This is a genomic window from Reyranella sp. GW821-FHT12G01 (assembly GCF_058806575.1).
Genome location: NZ_JBXAPV010000001.1, coordinates 1,795,503 through 1,809,807, shown reverse-complemented (window position 1 = coordinate 1,809,807; position 14,305 = coordinate 1,795,503). Strand labels below are relative to the sequence as shown.

Annotated in this window: 18 protein-coding genes; 5 read left to right on the top strand and 13 right to left on the bottom strand. The window is 66.9% G+C overall.

The genetic code is table 11. The features are described from left to right. Positions 1–246: 246 nt before the first annotated feature. On the bottom strand, positions 247–693 hold the full coding sequence (locus AC1RP5_RS08940; protein WP_493110283.1) for a GNAT family N-acetyltransferase: 447 nt from the start codon (positions 691–693) through the stop codon (positions 247–249). 122 nt (positions 694–815) lie between these two features. Between AC1RP5_RS08940 and AC1RP5_RS08935 the strand changes: the two genes are divergently transcribed. Then, on the top strand, positions 816–2,114 hold the full coding sequence (locus tag AC1RP5_RS08935; protein ID WP_493110282.1) for a tetratricopeptide repeat protein: 1,299 nt from the start codon (positions 816–818) through the stop codon (positions 2,112–2,114). Here the strand turns inward: AC1RP5_RS08935 and AC1RP5_RS08930 are convergent, their stop codons facing one another. The 6 genes from AC1RP5_RS08930 to AC1RP5_RS08905 are packed head-to-tail and all read right to left on the bottom strand — an operon-like array spanning position 2,115 to position 8,477. Continuing rightward, positions 2,115–2,552 carry a hypothetical protein gene (locus AC1RP5_RS08930; RefSeq protein WP_493110281.1) on the bottom strand — a complete coding sequence of 146 codons (438 nt, stop codon included), beginning with the start codon at positions 2,550–2,552 and terminating at the stop codon, positions 2,115–2,117. A gap of 32 nt (positions 2,553–2,584) precedes the next feature. Beyond that, the gene (gene ppk2, locus AC1RP5_RS08925; RefSeq protein ID WP_493110280.1) at positions 2,585–3,376 is read right to left on the bottom strand and encodes a polyphosphate kinase 2; all 792 of its coding nucleotides are present in this window, start codon (positions 3,374–3,376) and stop codon (positions 2,585–2,587) included. 58 nt (positions 3,377–3,434) lie between these two features. Next, positions 3,435–4,610: an acetate/propionate family kinase gene (locus AC1RP5_RS08920; protein ID WP_493110279.1), complete on the bottom strand. Its 1,176-nt coding sequence runs from the start codon at positions 4,608–4,610 to the stop codon at positions 3,435–3,437. 7 nt (positions 4,611–4,617) lie between these two features. Beyond that, positions 4,618–5,397 (bottom strand): enoyl-ACP reductase FabI, encoded by a 780-nt coding sequence (gene fabI / locus AC1RP5_RS08915; protein ID WP_493110278.1) that lies wholly within the window; start codon positions 5,395–5,397, stop codon positions 4,618–4,620. A 7-nt stretch (positions 5,398–5,404) separates the two neighbouring features. Beyond that, positions 5,405–6,355: a phosphate acetyltransferase gene (locus tag AC1RP5_RS08910; RefSeq protein ID WP_493110277.1), complete on the bottom strand. Its 951-nt coding sequence runs from the start codon at positions 6,353–6,355 to the stop codon at positions 5,405–5,407. Further along, a complete protein-coding gene (locus AC1RP5_RS08905; protein ID WP_493110276.1) occupies positions 6,348–8,477 on the bottom strand; it encodes a DUF3141 domain-containing protein in 2,130 nt (709 codons plus the stop codon). The genes AC1RP5_RS08910 and AC1RP5_RS08905 overlap by 8 nt, the downstream gene beginning before the upstream one ends. A gap of 201 nt (positions 8,478–8,678) precedes the next feature. Here AC1RP5_RS08905 and AC1RP5_RS08900 point away from each other — a divergent pair, with 201 nt between their 5' ends. Further along, the gene (locus AC1RP5_RS08900; protein WP_493110275.1) at positions 8,679–8,813 is read left to right on the top strand and encodes a hypothetical protein; all 135 of its coding nucleotides are present in this window, start codon (positions 8,679–8,681) and stop codon (positions 8,811–8,813) included. Between the two features lie 165 nt (positions 8,814–8,978). Here AC1RP5_RS08900 and AC1RP5_RS08895 read toward each other — a convergent pair whose 3' ends face one another. The 6 genes from AC1RP5_RS08895 to AC1RP5_RS08870 form a co-directional block, all read right to left on the bottom strand. Further along, positions 8,979–9,308 (bottom strand): hypothetical protein, encoded by a 330-nt coding sequence (locus tag AC1RP5_RS08895; protein ID WP_493110274.1) that lies wholly within the window; start codon positions 9,306–9,308, stop codon positions 8,979–8,981. An 11-nt stretch (positions 9,309–9,319) separates the two neighbouring features. Then, positions 9,320–9,553 carry a YMGG-like glycine zipper-containing protein gene (locus AC1RP5_RS08890; RefSeq protein WP_493110273.1) on the bottom strand — a complete coding sequence of 78 codons (234 nt, stop codon included), beginning with the start codon at positions 9,551–9,553 and terminating at the stop codon, positions 9,320–9,322. 34 nt (positions 9,554–9,587) lie between these two features. After that, positions 9,588–10,265, bottom strand: a complete 678-nt coding sequence (locus AC1RP5_RS08885; RefSeq protein WP_493110272.1) for a Crp/Fnr family transcriptional regulator — start codon at positions 10,263–10,265, stop codon at positions 9,588–9,590. 209 nt (positions 10,266–10,474) lie between these two features. Beyond that, complete coding sequence (locus tag AC1RP5_RS08880; RefSeq protein WP_493110271.1) at positions 10,475–10,819, bottom strand: hypothetical protein; 345 nt, start codon at positions 10,817–10,819, stop codon at positions 10,475–10,477. Beyond that, on the bottom strand, positions 10,816–11,910 hold the full coding sequence (cax, locus tag AC1RP5_RS08875) for a calcium/proton exchanger (protein WP_493110270.1): 1,095 nt from the start codon (positions 11,908–11,910) through the stop codon (positions 10,816–10,818). Before cax ends, AC1RP5_RS08880 begins: the two co-directional genes overlap by 4 nt. Positions 11,911–11,935: 25 nt before the next feature. Next, positions 11,936–12,568 carry a hypothetical protein gene (locus AC1RP5_RS08870; protein WP_493110269.1) on the bottom strand — a complete coding sequence of 211 codons (633 nt, stop codon included), beginning with the start codon at positions 12,566–12,568 and terminating at the stop codon, positions 11,936–11,938. A gap of 147 nt (positions 12,569–12,715) precedes the next feature. Between AC1RP5_RS08870 and AC1RP5_RS08865 the strand changes: the two genes are divergently transcribed. The 3 genes from AC1RP5_RS08865 to AC1RP5_RS08855 all read left to right on the top strand — a co-directional run bounded on the left by AC1RP5_RS08865 (position 12,716) and on the right by AC1RP5_RS08855 (position 14,291). Beyond that, complete coding sequence (locus tag AC1RP5_RS08865; protein ID WP_493110268.1) at positions 12,716–13,168, top strand: hypothetical protein; 453 nt, start codon at positions 12,716–12,718, stop codon at positions 13,166–13,168. A gap of 17 nt (positions 13,169–13,185) precedes the next feature. Next, positions 13,186–13,473 (top strand): ion channel, encoded by a 288-nt coding sequence (locus AC1RP5_RS08860; RefSeq protein ID WP_493110267.1) that lies wholly within the window; start codon positions 13,186–13,188, stop codon positions 13,471–13,473. A 113-nt stretch (positions 13,474–13,586) separates the two neighbouring features. After that, positions 13,587–14,291 (top strand): carbonic anhydrase, encoded by a 705-nt coding sequence (locus tag AC1RP5_RS08855; RefSeq protein ID WP_493110266.1) that lies wholly within the window; start codon positions 13,587–13,589, stop codon positions 14,289–14,291. The last annotated feature ends 14 nt before the right edge of the window (positions 14,292–14,305 follow it).

The following is a 14,305-nucleotide window of genomic DNA, read 5'->3' as shown; positions in this document are numbered from 1 at the left end:
TCTTCCGCTTCGCCAAGAATCGTAGCATGCGCGACGGTGCCGAAGCCTACGTTTCCAAGTATAACCCGCCAACTGTACCACTCAGCGATGCAGTGCTGAACAAGACACGTCTTGCGGACCTCCGCCGCAGCACGTCACCTACCTGAGCGTTCAACGGGGCAAGTTGGTACCTGCTCTGATCGTTGCCGCTTTTCTGTCCACCGAGCACGACCGTGACGGCATCGTGAAGGTCCCGCGTAAGGAGCGTCAGGTGAGGGATTTCTCGAAGTAGACGCGGTTGAAGCCGGCTTCGGTGCGGCGGCCCACCTCGACATAGCCGAGCCTCGGATAGATCGAGAGATTCTCGACCATCTTCTCGTTGGTGTAGAGGTGCACGGCGCCAAAACCGCGCTGCCGCGCGGTGTCCTCGCAGAAAGCGATCAGCTTCTTGCCGACACCCCGGCCGGCGGCGCTCGGCAGCACGGCGACGTTCTCCAGCATCACGTGACCGTCCTCGGCATAGAAGACGATGAACCCCTCGAAGACGCCCTTGTCGTCGGCCGAGACGTAGACATGGCCGTCGGCGATCTGCGCGGCGAAATCGGCGACCATCGGCGCGGGCTTGCGGCCCATCGCCGGCACATAGCGGACATAGGCCTGCTCGGCGCAGGACCTCACCTCGGGTTCGTCTCGGGACACGGCTTGCCGGATCATGTCGCTCTCGTCCGTTATGGTCGTGCCGATACTGTCCGAGCGAAACGCTTCTTGAAAGCCCCCTGCCCCTGTCGCACGCTCCCGCCCATCGCGCCCGCGGTGGGATTTCGATTGGTGATGACATGCTGACAGACCGCTACGGCCTCCCTCTCTCCACGACGAACGAAGCGGCACGCGATGCCTATGTCGAGGGCGTCGATCTCCTGCTGACGGTCTATCCGGGAGCGGCCGCTTCGTTCGAGCGCGCCATCGCCGCCGATCCTTCCCTGGCCCTCGCCTATGTCGGCAGGGCCCGCGCCTCGCAGCTTGCCGGCAAGCTCGATGCCGTGCGGGAAGACCTCGCCAAGGCGACGTCGCTCGGCGAGGGACTGTCGGAGCGCGAGCGCAGCCAGATCGAGGTCTTCCGGCACCTGTTCGCCGGCCAGGCCGTCGCCGCGCTCGCCGCGATCCGCGCCCACGTGCAGACCTGGCCGCGCGATGCGCTGGTGTTGAGCCTCGCCGCCAACCAGGGCGGCCTGATCGGGATGTCGGGCTTGCCCGGCCGAGAGCAGGACCTGACCGACTTCCTCGACGGGCTCGCGCCGCACTATGGCGAGGATTGGTGGTTCCAGGCCCATCACGGGATGGCGCTGTCGGAGATCGGCCGGCATGACGAGGCGCGCCCGATGATCGAGCGCTCGCTGGCGCAATACCGGCGCAACGCCTACGGCGCCCATGCCTTCGCCCATCTCTGCTACGAAACCGGCGAGCAGGAGGCCGGCATCGCCTTCATGCGCGACTGGCTGCCGCTCTACGATCGCGGCGGCGGGCTGTTCGGCCATCTGAACTGGCACCTCGGCCTGTTCGAGTTCCAGGCCGGCAACATGGAAGGCGCGTTTCGCCTCTACAACGATGCCTTCTGCGCGGACGACCATCGCGGCGCGGTTCACCAGAAGCTCTCGGATTCCGCGGCGTTCCTGTGGCGATCGGAACTGGCGGGCCATCCGCGCGACGACGCGCGCTGGGCCAAGCTCGTGGACTATGCGCGCGAGAAGCTGCCGCGCCCCGGCATGTCCCTCGCCGACTGGCACGTGGCGCTCACCTACGCCGCCACCGGCAACGATGCCGCGCTCGAAGGCTGGATCCAGGCCATCGAGGAGCTGGCGAGCGCGGGCCGCTATCCCTCCGGCACGATCATTCCCGACGTGGCGCGCGCCTTCGCGGCCTACCAGCACGGAGATCATGCGAGGGCGATCGCCCTGATCGAGTCTAGGCTGGCGGAGCGCGAACGGATCGGCGGCAGCCGCGCCCAGGGCGATCTGGTGGAAGCGACATTGCTGCGCGCCTATCTCGCCGCCGGGCGCGAAGCCGACGCACGGCATCTGGTCGAGGCCCGACGCCCCGGTCCCGCGGACCTGCCCGTTTCCGGCCTCGAACGCTGATCAGCCCCAGCTTAGAAAGATGCCGATATCTCCGGGCATGCCGCCTGGGTAGTCGATGACTTCGTAGCGGATGTGATAGCCGCGCGGTTGGAGCTGGCGCTGCCAGAATTCGAAGATCTCCTTCGGGATGCCGGTGAGCGTCGTTTCCCAGCCGGCCTCGGCCTGGTTGATGGCGCGGCCATTGTCCGAGCAGAGGACGTGGGGGAAGCGGAACACCTGCACCGACATCAGCCCGTTCTCGACCGCCCGGTTGATGATGATCGAGGCCTTCTCCATGACCGCCTCGTCGCTCAAGCCGGACGGCCCCTTCAGGTGCTTCAGCAGTTCTTCCTTCTCGCGCTCCTCGGCCTGCATCCGCTTCATCGCAGCCGATGCCTTGAGGCCTTCCGCTTCTGCGATCTTGGCCTGCAATTCCTTGACGCTCAGCAACGTGGTCATGGGTCTCTCCGTGCCTGCCTGAATGATTCCCGTCAGAAAAGTTCCTGCACGAACCGCCGGCCGGCCAGGCTCGCCTGGTCGTCGTAGCGGTGCTTGTTCGATCGCTTGGGCAGCTTGGCCTTCGCCTTGTCGATGCGCTTGTAGGGAAGGCTCGCCAGGATGTGCGAGATGGCGTTCAGCCGGCCGCGCTTCTTGTCGTCGGTTCGCACGATGTGCCAAGGCGCATCTTCGGTATCGGTATGCTGGAGCATCAGGTCGCGCGCGCGCGAATAGTCGTACCAGTGGTCGTAGGACTTGATGTCCATTGGGCTCAGCTTCCACTGCCGCAGCGGATCATCGACCCGCGCCGCGAAGCGCTTCTCCTGCTCCTCCTGGCCGACCTCGAGCCACAGCTTCAGGAGGCGCGTGCCGCCCTCGACGATGAAGCGCTCGACGTTGGGACAATGGGTCAGGAACTGCTTGTGCTGCGCCTCGGTGCAGAAGCCCATCACCGGCTCGACGCCGGCGCGGTTGTACCAGGAGCGATCGAAGATCACGATCTCGCCGCCCGCCGGGAAGCGCTCCATGTAGCGTTGGATGTACATGGAAGTCTTTTCGCGGTCCGACGGCGCCGCGAGGGCGACGACACGGAACACGCGAGGACTGACGCGCGCCGTGATCGCCTTGATGAGCCCGCCCTTGCCAGCGGCGTCGCGTCCCTCGAGCACGATGATGACGCGCTCCCTTGTATGCTTGACCCACTCCTGCAGATGGCAGAGCTCGACCTGCAGCTTGGCGAGCTGCTTCTCGTAGACCTTGCGCGTCAGCTTCTCGTCCTTGGCCATCGGACTCCCCCTGTCGTCCAAGCCTATGCCAAGGCGGCACCCGCGCCTTTGACAATGATCAAGCCGTCAGCGCTTCCTTCGTATGCAGCGCGATCATGCGCTCCTCGTCGGTCGGCACGACCCAGGCCGATACCGAAGAACCGGCGGCACTGATGCAGCGCTCGCCGCGTCCGTTGCGCTCGCGGTCGAGCCGCAGACCGAGCCAGCCACAGCCCGAGCAGACGGCCTCGCGCGTCGCGGCATCGTTCTCGCCGATGCCGCCGGTGAACACGATGGCGTCGAGCCCGCCCAGGGCGGCCGCGAGCGAGCCGACCTCGCGCACGATGCGATAGGCGAACAGGTCGGTGGCCTCACGGGCTTCCGGCGCCGTCGATTGCCGCAAGGTGCGCATGTCGGACGACAGGCCCGAGACGCCCAGCAGGCCGGATTCGCTGTAGAGCAGGTGCTCGATGTCGGCGGCGGACCTGCCGCGCTGCTGCAGGAGATAGAGCAGCACGCCGGGATCGAGCGCGCCCGAGCGCGTTCCCATCATCAGCCCGTCCAGCGCGGTGAAGCCCATGGTGCTGGCGACGCTGCGGCCGCCACTGACCGCACACAGGCTGGCGCCATTGCCGAGATGGGCGATCACGAGCCGCGCGTCGTGCAACGTGGGGTCTTCCTGGGTCTGGCGCACGATGTATTCGTAGGACAGGCCGTGGAACCCATAGCGCCGCACGCCTTCGCTGGTGAGTTGCCGCGGCAGGGCGAACTGCTGGGCAAGCGGCGGCTGCGCGCGATGGAAGGCCGTGTCGAAGCAGGCGATCTGCGGCAGGCCGGGCGCTGCCTCGGCGATCGCAGCGATTGGCGCCAGATTGTGCGGCTGGTGGAGCGGCGCCAGCGGGACGAGCCGGGCCAGCTTCGTCATGACGTCGGTATCGATGCGCACCGGCGCGGCGAAGTCCATGCCGCCATGCACGACGCGATGACCGAAGGCGACCACCGGCCGTCCCGCCAGCAGCTCGCGGCCCAGCGTCATGATCTCGGCCGTCGCGGCATGGTGATCGAGGCTCTGGTCCGGCCAGTTCTTCTCCGCGACGGTCTCGCCGCCGGCGTCGCGCACCTTGAGATGAGGATGGGTGCCCAGGCCTTCGATCAGACCGCGGAATAACAGGTCATGCGCGTCCGCGTCGTAGAGCGCGAACTTGATGCTGGATGAGCCCGCATTGAGGACGGCGATGCAGCCAGGAAGCCCCATCTTCGCGTCAGGCCACGATGTTGGTGCCGCCGTCGACATAGACGGTGCCGCCGGTGATGCGATGGGCGAAAGGCGTGGCGAGATAGGCGCAGGCATAGCCGACATCCATGATGTCGACGAGTTCGCCCAGCGGCGCCTTGCGGGCCGCCTCGTTCAGCAGCAGCTCGAAATCCTTCAGGCCCGACGCCGCGCGGGTCTTGAGCGGGCCGGGCGAGATCGCGTGCACGCGGATGCCCTGCGGTCCCAGCTCGTAGGCGAGATAGCGGCAGGCGGCTTCGAGCGCGGCCTTCACCGGTCCCATCACGTTGTAGTTCGGCACGACCCTGTTGGCGCCGTAATAGCTCATGGCGAACATCGTGCCGCCCTTCTTCATCAGGGGCGCGGCCAGCCGGGCCATGCGGATGAAGGAGTGGCACGACACGTCCATCGCCTTGGCGAAGCCCTCGGCCGAGCAGTCGAGCAGGCCGCCCCTCAAATCCTCCATCGGCGCGAAAGCGATCGAATGGACGAGGATGTCGAGCTTGCCCCAGCGCCGCGCGATCTCGTCGAACACGGCTTCGAGCTGGCCGGGCTCGGCGACGTTCAGCGGCGCCTTGATCGGCGCTTCGAGCGTATCGGCCAGCGGCTCGACATGCGGCCGGGCCTTTTCGTTCAGCCAGGTGACGGCGAGGTCGGCGCCGGCCTCGCGAGATGCCTTGGCGCAGCCATAGGCGATCGACTGGTCGTTGGCGATCCCGACGACCAGCGCCTTGTGGCCGGTCAGCACCGCGCGAATGGGTTCGCTCATGTCGTCCTCATCGAAGGGCGCTCTGGGCGCGCCGGGCGGCGGCCGAAAGGCAGGCCACGGCGCAGGAAGCGAGGCGCGTCAGCAACACGTCGGCGCGACTCGTCAGAATGATGGGGACGCGGGCGCCCAGCACGATGCCCGCGGCATCGGCCGAAGCAAGGAACGACAGGCTCTTGGCCAGCATGTTCCCTGCTTCGAGATCGGGCACGATCAGGATGTCGGCGCGTCCGGCCACCGGCGAGACGATCTTCTTGATGGCCGCCGCCTCGACGCTGATGGCGTTGTCGAGCGCCAGTGGCCCGTCGAGCAGGCCGCCGGTGATCTGGCCGCGATCCGCCATCTTGCAGAGGGCGGCCGCCTCGATGGTCGACTGCACCTTGGGATTGACCGTCTCCATCGCGCTCAGGATGGCCACGCGCGGCTGGGGGACGTTCAGGGCGTGCGCCAGGTCGATGGCGTTCTGCACGATGTCGATCTTGTCTTCGAGGGTCGGCGCGATGTTCACCGCGGCATCGGAGATGATCAGCGCCTGCGCGTGCCCCGGCACGTCCATCACGAAACAGTGGCTGATGCGTCGCGCGGTACGGATACCGGTCTGACGCGACACCACCTCCGCCATCAGTTCGTCGGTGTGAAGGCTACCCTTCATCAAGGCCTCGGCCCGCCCGGCACGCACGAGTTCGACCGCCTTGGCGGCCGAATCGTTGCTGTGGGCCGAGCCCACGATCTCGAAGGCGCCTATATCGATCGACGCCTGCGCCGCGACATCAGCCAGGCGCATCGGCGGACCGACGAGGATCGGCTTCATCAACCCCAGCCGTGCGGCCTCCACTGCGCTTTCCAGCGAAACGGAATCGCACGGGTGCGCTACCGCCGTGACCATCGGCTGATGCTTCTGCGCGACCGCGATCAGCTGCTCATACTTCTCGTGCCGCCGCAGCGGCGCTGCGTCAGGCATGTCCGAAGGCCTCCTCGATGCGGCGCAGGCGCGCCTCGTCCGGCGGACGGCCGCTCGCCGCCATCACGTCCCGGATGATCAGCCAGGCCGTCTCGCGCTGCTGGGCGTCGTCGGGCAACAAGCGGGGCAATGCGCGGATGGCGCGCTCCTCGTCGAGGCGCAACAGCAGGTACTGGTCGCGGAACAGCGCCTTGATCTCGCCCGAGGTCATCCGCCGGTTGGCCGGCTGGAGGCGGCGCACCGCCTGCAGGACGGCGAAGCCGCGCTCATCGACGGTGCCTTCCTTCATCCTGAGATAGACGATCGCGCGGACAAGAGCGGCCGCGACGCCGCCCACTTCGAAATGCTTCTCGAGATCGGCCCGCCGCTCCGCGACGCTGGCGTCGCGCGTCAGGTCGCGGGTGACCGATTTTGGCCTCTCCGTGCCGTCGATGCCGACCATCGCCTGCAGCAGCGGAGATCCATAGGTCGCGAGGAACGTCGCTTCGGTCGCTGCGTCGCGCGCCAGTTGATAGTTGTGCCAGCAGGTCGCGATCCAGGTCGAGGTGACCTTCTCCCAGACTCGCAGCGGATTGTCTTCGCCGACCGGCTTGCGGTCGGCGCGCACCGCCTTCGCCAGCGACTCGATCTGCGAGCCCATCGGGCTGCGGTCGGAGAGCGCCTCGAAGCGCAGCCGGCTGGGATGCGTCTCGCGCATCCGAGCCGCCGATTGTTCGGTGGTCGTGGCCTGCACGACCGGCTGCAGGAAGGTCTGGTAGAGCGCCTTGTTGATCTCCGAGACGCGCGCCGCGGCGGCGAAACGACGGTCGTCCTCGGGACTGTTGCCGCCCAGGGCGCGCAGGTCGTCGAGCGTCCGGGTCTCCAGCCGGAACAGGTACTTGCCGTGGATCAGGTCCGGGTTCGCGGTCTTGTCGTCGACCTCGGTGATGACGGCCTCGTAGAGGCCGGGCGGCAGGAGATCGATCATCTCCATGCAGGAAGCGAACTCCGCATGTTCCTTGGTCGCGACCTTGCCCGACACGAAGATGCCAAGATGGCCGATCGTCTGGTGCAGCGTGTAGACGATGGTCTGGCCGTTCTCCACGATCTCGTCGTCCTGATCGTAGAGATCGAGGACCCAGCCCAGCGCCTGCTGCGGCGGCGTGATGTTATCGCCCCACGAGCACAGCACGATGACGGGCGAGCGCACGTTGCGCAGGTCGACGCGGACGCCGGCCGAGGTGCGGATCTCGCCCGAGGTCAGCTTGTTGCCGACGAAGAGGTTGTCGGCGATCCACTGCATCTCGCCGGCATTGAGCAGCACAGGGTTGCCCCACCACGTCTCGAAGTCGAGGTAGCGCGCCGCCTCGGTATCGACCTTGGAGTAGAGGTTGTAACCCTTCTGCCAGTAGGTGTTGGCCGGATTGAGCGATTCGAAGTTGGCGACCAGGTTGGCGCCATCGAAGATGCCCTTGCCGAGATCGCCCGACAGCGCGGTGAGCCAGGTCCCGCCCAGCGTGCCGCCGAGGTAGCGCATCGGATTGCGGCCGCGCACGCCCGCCCAATAGGACAGCGGCGAGCCGGCCAGCAGGATCGGTCCGCACAGTTCGGGCCGGATCGCGGCCATCATCATGATCTGCCAGCCCGCCTGGCAGTTGCCGACGATCACCGGCTTGCCGTCGCTCTCGAGATGAAGGCCGGTAACGACTTCGACGAAGGTCGCCTCGGCCTCGCAGACATGCTCGATGGTCTGGGTCGGGACAGGCACGGGCAGGAAGCCGACGAAGTAGCAGGCGTGACCCGCCGCCAGCGCGACGCCGATCTCGCTGTCCTGGCGCATGCCACCGATGCCCGGCCCGTGGCCGGCGCGCGGGTCGACCACGATGAAGGGTGGCTTCGCGGGATCGATGACCGCACCCTCGGGCGGGACGATGCGCACCAGCATGTAGTTGACCGGATGCGGTAACAGGCGGCCGTCGCGCACCAGCTCGAACTCGAAGCCCAGCACGTTGGGCGCGATCTTGTCGGCCTGTTCGAGATAGGTGTTCCCGCGCTGACGCAGCGCGTCCAGCGTCAGGATCGATCGCTGCCACGCGTCGATCCAGTAGTCGTTGATGAAGCCGAGACTGGGAGCAGTCGACATGATGCGCCTCCCTGGAATGGGTCTCCAACCTATCGCCGCCCGCCGGCATGCCCTTGATGAAAGTCAAACCGCGCGGTGCCCGATTGTCACACCGTCAGACTACCGCGATGTGAACGTCTCCCGCACAGGATGGCGCGCACCCCATGCAGGGGGTAGCCTCTCCGGCAGTGGCAGTCGCCGGCCGCGATGGGAGCAGGACACATGATCCGTTTCGAGCTGCTTCGTGACAAAGGCATCCTCATCGTCCGTCCCGAAGAGGCGTTGCGCGCCGAGGACTTCGCAACGATCGCCGCCGAGGTCGATCCCTACATCGTGCAATGGCTCGACGGACGCTAGCGTCTTCCCGTCTCAGATTGACCCACCGACCTCATTCTGAGGAGGCCACGAAGTGGCCGTCTCGAAGGATGGGCAACAAACGCGGTGCTCGTTCCCACCCTTCGAGACGCGCTCCTGCGGAGCGCTCCTCAGGGTGAGGTCATTATTTAAAACGGGCGAAAGGCCCTAGCGTTTCGGAAGCCTCGACGACTCGGCGACCACGGCGCGGTCGATCACGGCATAGAGATAGGCGTCCGGCGACAGGGTGCAGCCGCCTCGGACGAGATGGCCGAGCTGGGCACCGCGCTCGTCCTCAGGGATCGTGACGCCGTGCCGCCGCGCGGAGTGATCGATCAGGAAAACGGCCAGCGCGCGGCGCGCATCGGGCGTCATGGCGTGCGCTTCCCGGCACGTGACGTAGGCCGCGCTGTCGAAGCTCAGCGCGGGCGATTGGGCGTGCGCAACGGCGGTCGGCAGCGCGAGGGCGATGATGGCCGAGAGAAACCGCGGGAACATCGTTGTGGCCCCTACCGGTTGTTGCCGATGGCGGTGCCGCCGATATAGCCGACCGCGCCGCCGATCAGGCCGGCGCCGACGACCGTGCCGAAGCTGCCGCCCGACACCAGGCCGATGCCAGTGCCCAGGGCCGCGCCGGTGACGGCGCCCTTCTGGCCGGGCGACATGTTGTCGAACTGGTCGCAGCCGGCGGCCAGCACCGTGACGACCGCGAGAAGAGAGACGTGTCGCGCTATCCGATGCATCTGTTGCTCCTTACGCTGATGATATGAACGGGCGCTAGCCGATCGCCCCCTTGCCGGCATCGCCGTCGATCTTGCCGATCTCGTTCAGCAGGGCATCGTTCAGGACGACCACCTCGTCGCTGTCGATGAGGCTGATGATCGAACGCTTCTTCAGCTTGCCGATCGACCGGCTGACGGTTTCGACGGTGAGGCCGAGATAGTCGGCGATCTCCGTCCGGTTCATGCTCAGATGCAAAGGCCCGCCATTCGTGTGGCTGCGGCGATGCACCAGCACCATCTCCGCGAGGAAATGCGCCACCCGCTCGGTGGAGCGAAGCTTGCCGACGACGAGCATCGACTGGGCCGATTGCGTGAGTGCGTGTGACAGGGCTTCCGCCAGCGCGGCGGCAAGATCGGGATTGTCGGCTGCCATCGCATCGAAGCCGCGGCGGTCGAAAGCGCAGGCTTCCACGTCGGTCAGCGCCTGGCCCTCGAAGGCATAGCAGCCGGCCGCATCGAGATAGCCGACGCATTCGCCGGCCGAGCGGACCGCCACGATCTGTCGCCGACCGTCGTCGAGCGTGCGCGATACCGCCACGACGCCGTCCCTGATCTTGAAGAAGCTCGACATCGGATCGCCGGCCCGGAACAGGATCTCGTGGCGCTTCCAGCGCCGCATCGTGCCCAACGCCATCAGCTCGCGCAGTCGCGCCGTCTCCAGGGGTTTGCACAAATTGAGAGTCCTGCCGATGCAGCGATCGCATGGCAGAGGAGGTGAGGATGCCGGGCCCGCGAAGGCGACACCGCGGGGCTGGCGCGGAAAGGCTTCTTTCACGACGCGATGCTACCAGCCGCAAATCGGGGAGTCTTGCGATTTCGGGACATACAACCCGTCCGGTAGCGGACAAACAACTCGCTACCCGCCATTCCGGGCTGCCGGCCTTAGACGCAGCGGAAGCGGACATAGAAATTGATCTCCTCGACGAGGCGCTCGTCGACGATCTGCGGGTTCAGATTTTTGACCTTGCAGACCTCGCGGGTGACGCGGGTCGCCGCCTCCTGCCCGCGGGCCCGCTCGCTTTGCGGGTCCGGGTCGATGACGATGGCGTCGCGCACGATCAGCAGGTCGTATTCGTTCGGCACGCCCGTGGGAGAGAGGTTCGCCTTCATGCGCTTGCCGGCCACGTTGATGGTCCGGGACGACGTGCCTTCGATCGTCTGCTGATCGTGACACGCCGCCACCCCGAGGGCAGCCAATGCCAGGCCAAAAGACAGGCGCCGCCTCATGCCGGGACCGCGAACACGGTGACGGCCATGACGGCGTACATGGCGATGAGCTGGACGCCGGTGAACCAGGTCGACTGGCCGCCGACGATCAGGATCGAGGCGACGAAGGTCGCGGCCATCACCAGGAAGACTTCCACACCGCTGAAGGCCAGGCTGAGCGGCGCCGGCGCGATCCAGAGACTGAGCAGGACCAGCAACGGCGCCACGAACAGCGCGATCTGGGTGCTGCTGCCGATCGCGATGCCCACCGCCATCTCCATGCGGTTGCGCATGGCCACCAGCACGGCGGTGCTGTGTTCGGCGGCGTTGCCGACCACGGCCACGACGACGACGCCGACGAACAGGCTCGACAGGCCCATCGCGTGCGAGGCCTGTTCGACTGTTGCGACCAGGATCTCGCTCATCCAGACGATCAGGAGCGTGACGCCCGCCATGACGCCCAGCGCCAGCGAGATCGACCACGGGGTACCGTGATGCCCCTCGTCACCAGACGCGGCCTCGCCCCGGAACAGGTCGGCGTGGGTGCGCAGGGTGAAGATGATGCTGCAGACATAGACCACGAGCAGGATCGCCGACACGACAATGCTGAACGTCACCGAACGGGCGGCGAGCTCGCCGGTTTTGGTCGCGGCGAAGACCGAGGGCACAAGGATCGCCATCGAGGCGAGCGCCATCATGCCGATCTGCGTGCGCGCACCGATGGTGGCGAAGGTCTGCACCTTGTGGCGCAGGCCGCCGGCCAGGAACGCCGCGCCCAGGACCAGCAGCAGGTTGCCGATGATCGAGCCGGTGAGCGACGCCTTCACGACGTCGAGCATGCCGGCCTTCAGCGCCACGAGCGCGATGATCAGCTCGGCGGCATTGCCCAAGGTGGCGTTCAGGAAGCCGCCGATGCCCTCGCCGGTGCGCGCCGCCAGCTTTTCGGTGGCGACGCCCAGCAGCCCGGCCAGCGGCACGATGGCCAGGCACGCCAGCACGAATACCAGCAGCGGCGACTGCGGGTATGCGTGATGGGCCCAAGCCGCGACCGGCACGGCGAAGAGCAGCCAGGCGAGCGGTGCTTCGGCAAGAATGCCGCGCAGCAGCTTCATGGCTGTCCCCCGTGCTAGCCGCCGGTCAGCGGATGATCTTGACCTCGATCGCGGTCTGCTGGCTGAAGACCGTGGTGACCTGATCGCCGACCTTCAGCGTCGCGAGCGCAGCCCGGCCCGCGTCGGTCTTGATCTGCGGCATCTGGATGACCTCGCCGCTATTGGGCGACGGCTTGTCCGGCTCGCCGCCCGAGGCGTTGATGAGGAAGATCGTCGCCGAGGGCACATCGATCTTGGTGGCCATGCCGGCCATCGTCCAAAGGCGGATGCGCTGCTGTGCGCCGGGAATGCCCTCGAGGCGGGCGCCCTGCTTCAGCATCTCCTGCGCGCGCGCCGTGACGGCGGGCGTCGTCTTGGCGACCAGGAAGTCGAGATAGTCGTACCACTGCACGTCGACGATCTGGCCGACCTTCAGCGAGGCGAAGTTGGTGACGAGGTCGGCGGCCTTCATCTTCACGCGGCCGAGATCCTCCCAGATGATCGTGAAGCTGCGCGCTTCCGGATGGATCAGGTGGATCGTGCCGCGCTTGAAGTTCTGGTAGCGGTTCGGGACGACGAGGTCGTCGCCCTGCGCATGCGCCACCAGCGGCAGGGCACCGGTCGCCAGGGCGGCGCCGCCCATCAGCTTCAGGATCGAACGACGGTTGTTGTGTGACATGCTGGCTCCCCCGATTGGCATAGTCCGGGGGTTGTAACCAGCGGCCGCATCGGGGGCCTTGAGTAAAATCAAGCCCCGCGGCCGCGACGGCCGATAGATTGCCCCCGCCGGCCTGCGACATACGGTGGGCTCCGGCAGGGGGAGCCTATGCGCAGTCCGTTACTGGCGATTCTGTTGTTGGTCGCGTCGGCGACGCCGGCCTTGTGCTGGTGGCAGTATGCCGAGTGGGGCCTCAGCGCCTCGCAGCTCGCGTCGGCCAGCGGCGGGCGCACGACGCCCTGCCAGCCCGGCCTCCCCGTCTGCGCCGCGCCGCCGGGCGGTGTCGCCCCGTCGCTCTACGTCGACGGCATCACCATGGTCGGCATGCCGGCACAGGCATCCTTCGCCTTCGATGGCAGCGACCGGCTTGTCCAGACCGTAGTGCTCTTTCCGACCTCGGATGTAGGCCTGCTCTCCAGTCTGCTCTCCGGCATTCACGGTGCACCTGTCGCAGGTTCGTCGCCGCAGATGTGGAACGACGACCGCCGCGGTTCGACCATCACGGCCTTCCCCATGGGCCAGGGCTCGATGCTCCTCTACCGGCCGAAGGCCAGGCCCTGAACGCGCGCCAGCAATACGTGCGCGCCTTCCTGGAAGGCTTGCGCATCTGCTGGCCGATCTTCTCGGCCTTGCTGGCTCTGCAAGCATCGATGGGGATCGTCGTCGGCCTGCTCGAGGGCTGGGGCGTCTTCAAGGGCATCTACTTCGCCTTCATTACCGGCCTGACCATCGGCTACGGCGATCTCGTGCCGACCCGGCCCCTCACCCGGACTCTCGCCGTCATCATCGGCTTCATGGGGATCATCCTCGGCGGGCTTGTGGCGGCGCTTGCCGTGAAGGCCTTCCACAAAGGCGTGCGGCCGTAATTTACAACTTTCCACAACGATACTGTAAAACTTATGCGATCAGCCATGCACGGAATGCAATTGCCGGGCAACAGGTCGCTCGTATGCTGAACTCATCTCGGGGGAGAGGGTTCATGTGCGACATCTGTCTGTCACGCCGTGGTGTTTTTTCGGGAATGGCCGGCCTTGCGGTCACGGCCGCGGTCGGCGCCGTGTCGACCGGCGCGGCCGTGGCCCAGCCTGTACGGTCGGCCGCAACGCCTGACGCGGCGCTCGCGCTGCTGATGGAAGGCAATGCGCGCTACGTCGCCGGCCAGATGACGGAACGCGATTTCTCGGCCGGCCGCGCCGCGCGCGCCCAGGGCCAGAAGCCGTTCGCCGCCATCCTCGGCTGCGCCGACTCTCGCGTGGCGCCGGAACTGGCCTTCGACCAGCCGCCGGGCGAACTCTTCACCGTCCGCGTCGCCGGCAACTTCGTCACGCCCGACGGGCTCGGCAGCCTGGAATACGGCGCCGCCGTGCTGGGCACGAAGGTGATCATGGTGCTGGGCCACACGAGCTGCGGCGCGGTGAACGCCACCGTCGAGGCACTGCAGAAGGGCAATACCCTGCCCGGCCACATCGCCGACCTGGTCCGTTCCATGAAGCCCGGCATCGAGCCGGTCCTCAAGACACCTGGCGCCGACCTCGCGCAGCGCGCCGTGGTCGACAACGTCCAGGCCAATGTCCGTCGCCTGCAGACCGAGAAGCCGATCCTGGGCGACATGGTCGCGGCCGGTAAGCTTAAGGTCGTCGGCGCCTACTACGACCTCCCCACCGGCAAGGTGGTGATGGTCTAGCAGACCGCCCCGCC

Coding starts and splice junctions, on each gene's coding strand:
- AC1RP5_RS08940 (WP_493110283.1), bottom strand. CDS start 693: ATGATCCGGCAAGCCGTGTCCCGAGACGAACCCGAGGTGAGGTCCTGC.
- AC1RP5_RS08935 (WP_493110282.1), top strand. CDS start 816: ATGCTGACAGACCGCTACGGCCTCCCTCTCTCCACGACGAACGAAGCG.
- AC1RP5_RS08930 (WP_493110281.1), bottom strand. CDS start 2,552: ATGACCACGTTGCTGAGCGTCAAGGAATTGCAGGCCAAGATCGCAGAA.
- ppk2 (WP_493110280.1), bottom strand. CDS start 3,376: ATGGCCAAGGACGAGAAGCTGACGCGCAAGGTCTACGAGAAGCAGCTC.
- AC1RP5_RS08920 (WP_493110279.1), bottom strand. CDS start 4,610: ATGGGGCTTCCTGGCTGCATCGCCGTCCTCAATGCGGGCTCATCCAGC.
- fabI (WP_493110278.1), bottom strand. CDS start 5,397: ATGAGCGAACCCATTCGCGCGGTGCTGACCGGCCACAAGGCGCTGGTC.
- AC1RP5_RS08910 (WP_493110277.1), bottom strand. CDS start 6,355: ATGCCTGACGCAGCGCCGCTGCGGCGGCACGAGAAGTATGAGCAGCTG.
- AC1RP5_RS08905 (WP_493110276.1), bottom strand. CDS start 8,477: ATGTCGACTGCTCCCAGTCTCGGCTTCATCAACGACTACTGGATCGAC.
- AC1RP5_RS08900 (WP_493110275.1), top strand. CDS start 8,679: ATGATCCGTTTCGAGCTGCTTCGTGACAAAGGCATCCTCATCGTCCGT.
- AC1RP5_RS08895 (WP_493110274.1), bottom strand. CDS start 9,308: ATGTTCCCGCGGTTTCTCTCGGCCATCATCGCCCTCGCGCTGCCGACC.
- AC1RP5_RS08890 (WP_493110273.1), bottom strand. CDS start 9,553: ATGCATCGGATAGCGCGACACGTCTCTCTTCTCGCGGTCGTCACGGTG.
- AC1RP5_RS08880 (WP_493110271.1), bottom strand. CDS start 10,819: ATGAGGCGGCGCCTGTCTTTTGGCCTGGCATTGGCTGCCCTCGGGGTG.
- cax (WP_493110270.1), bottom strand. CDS start 11,910: ATGAAGCTGCTGCGCGGCATTCTTGCCGAAGCACCGCTCGCCTGGCTG.
- AC1RP5_RS08870 (WP_493110269.1), bottom strand. CDS start 12,568: ATGTCACACAACAACCGTCGTTCGATCCTGAAGCTGATGGGCGGCGCC.
- AC1RP5_RS08865 (WP_493110268.1), top strand. CDS start 12,716: ATGCGCAGTCCGTTACTGGCGATTCTGTTGTTGGTCGCGTCGGCGACG.
- AC1RP5_RS08855 (WP_493110266.1), top strand. CDS start 13,587: ATGTGCGACATCTGTCTGTCACGCCGTGGTGTTTTTTCGGGAATGGCC.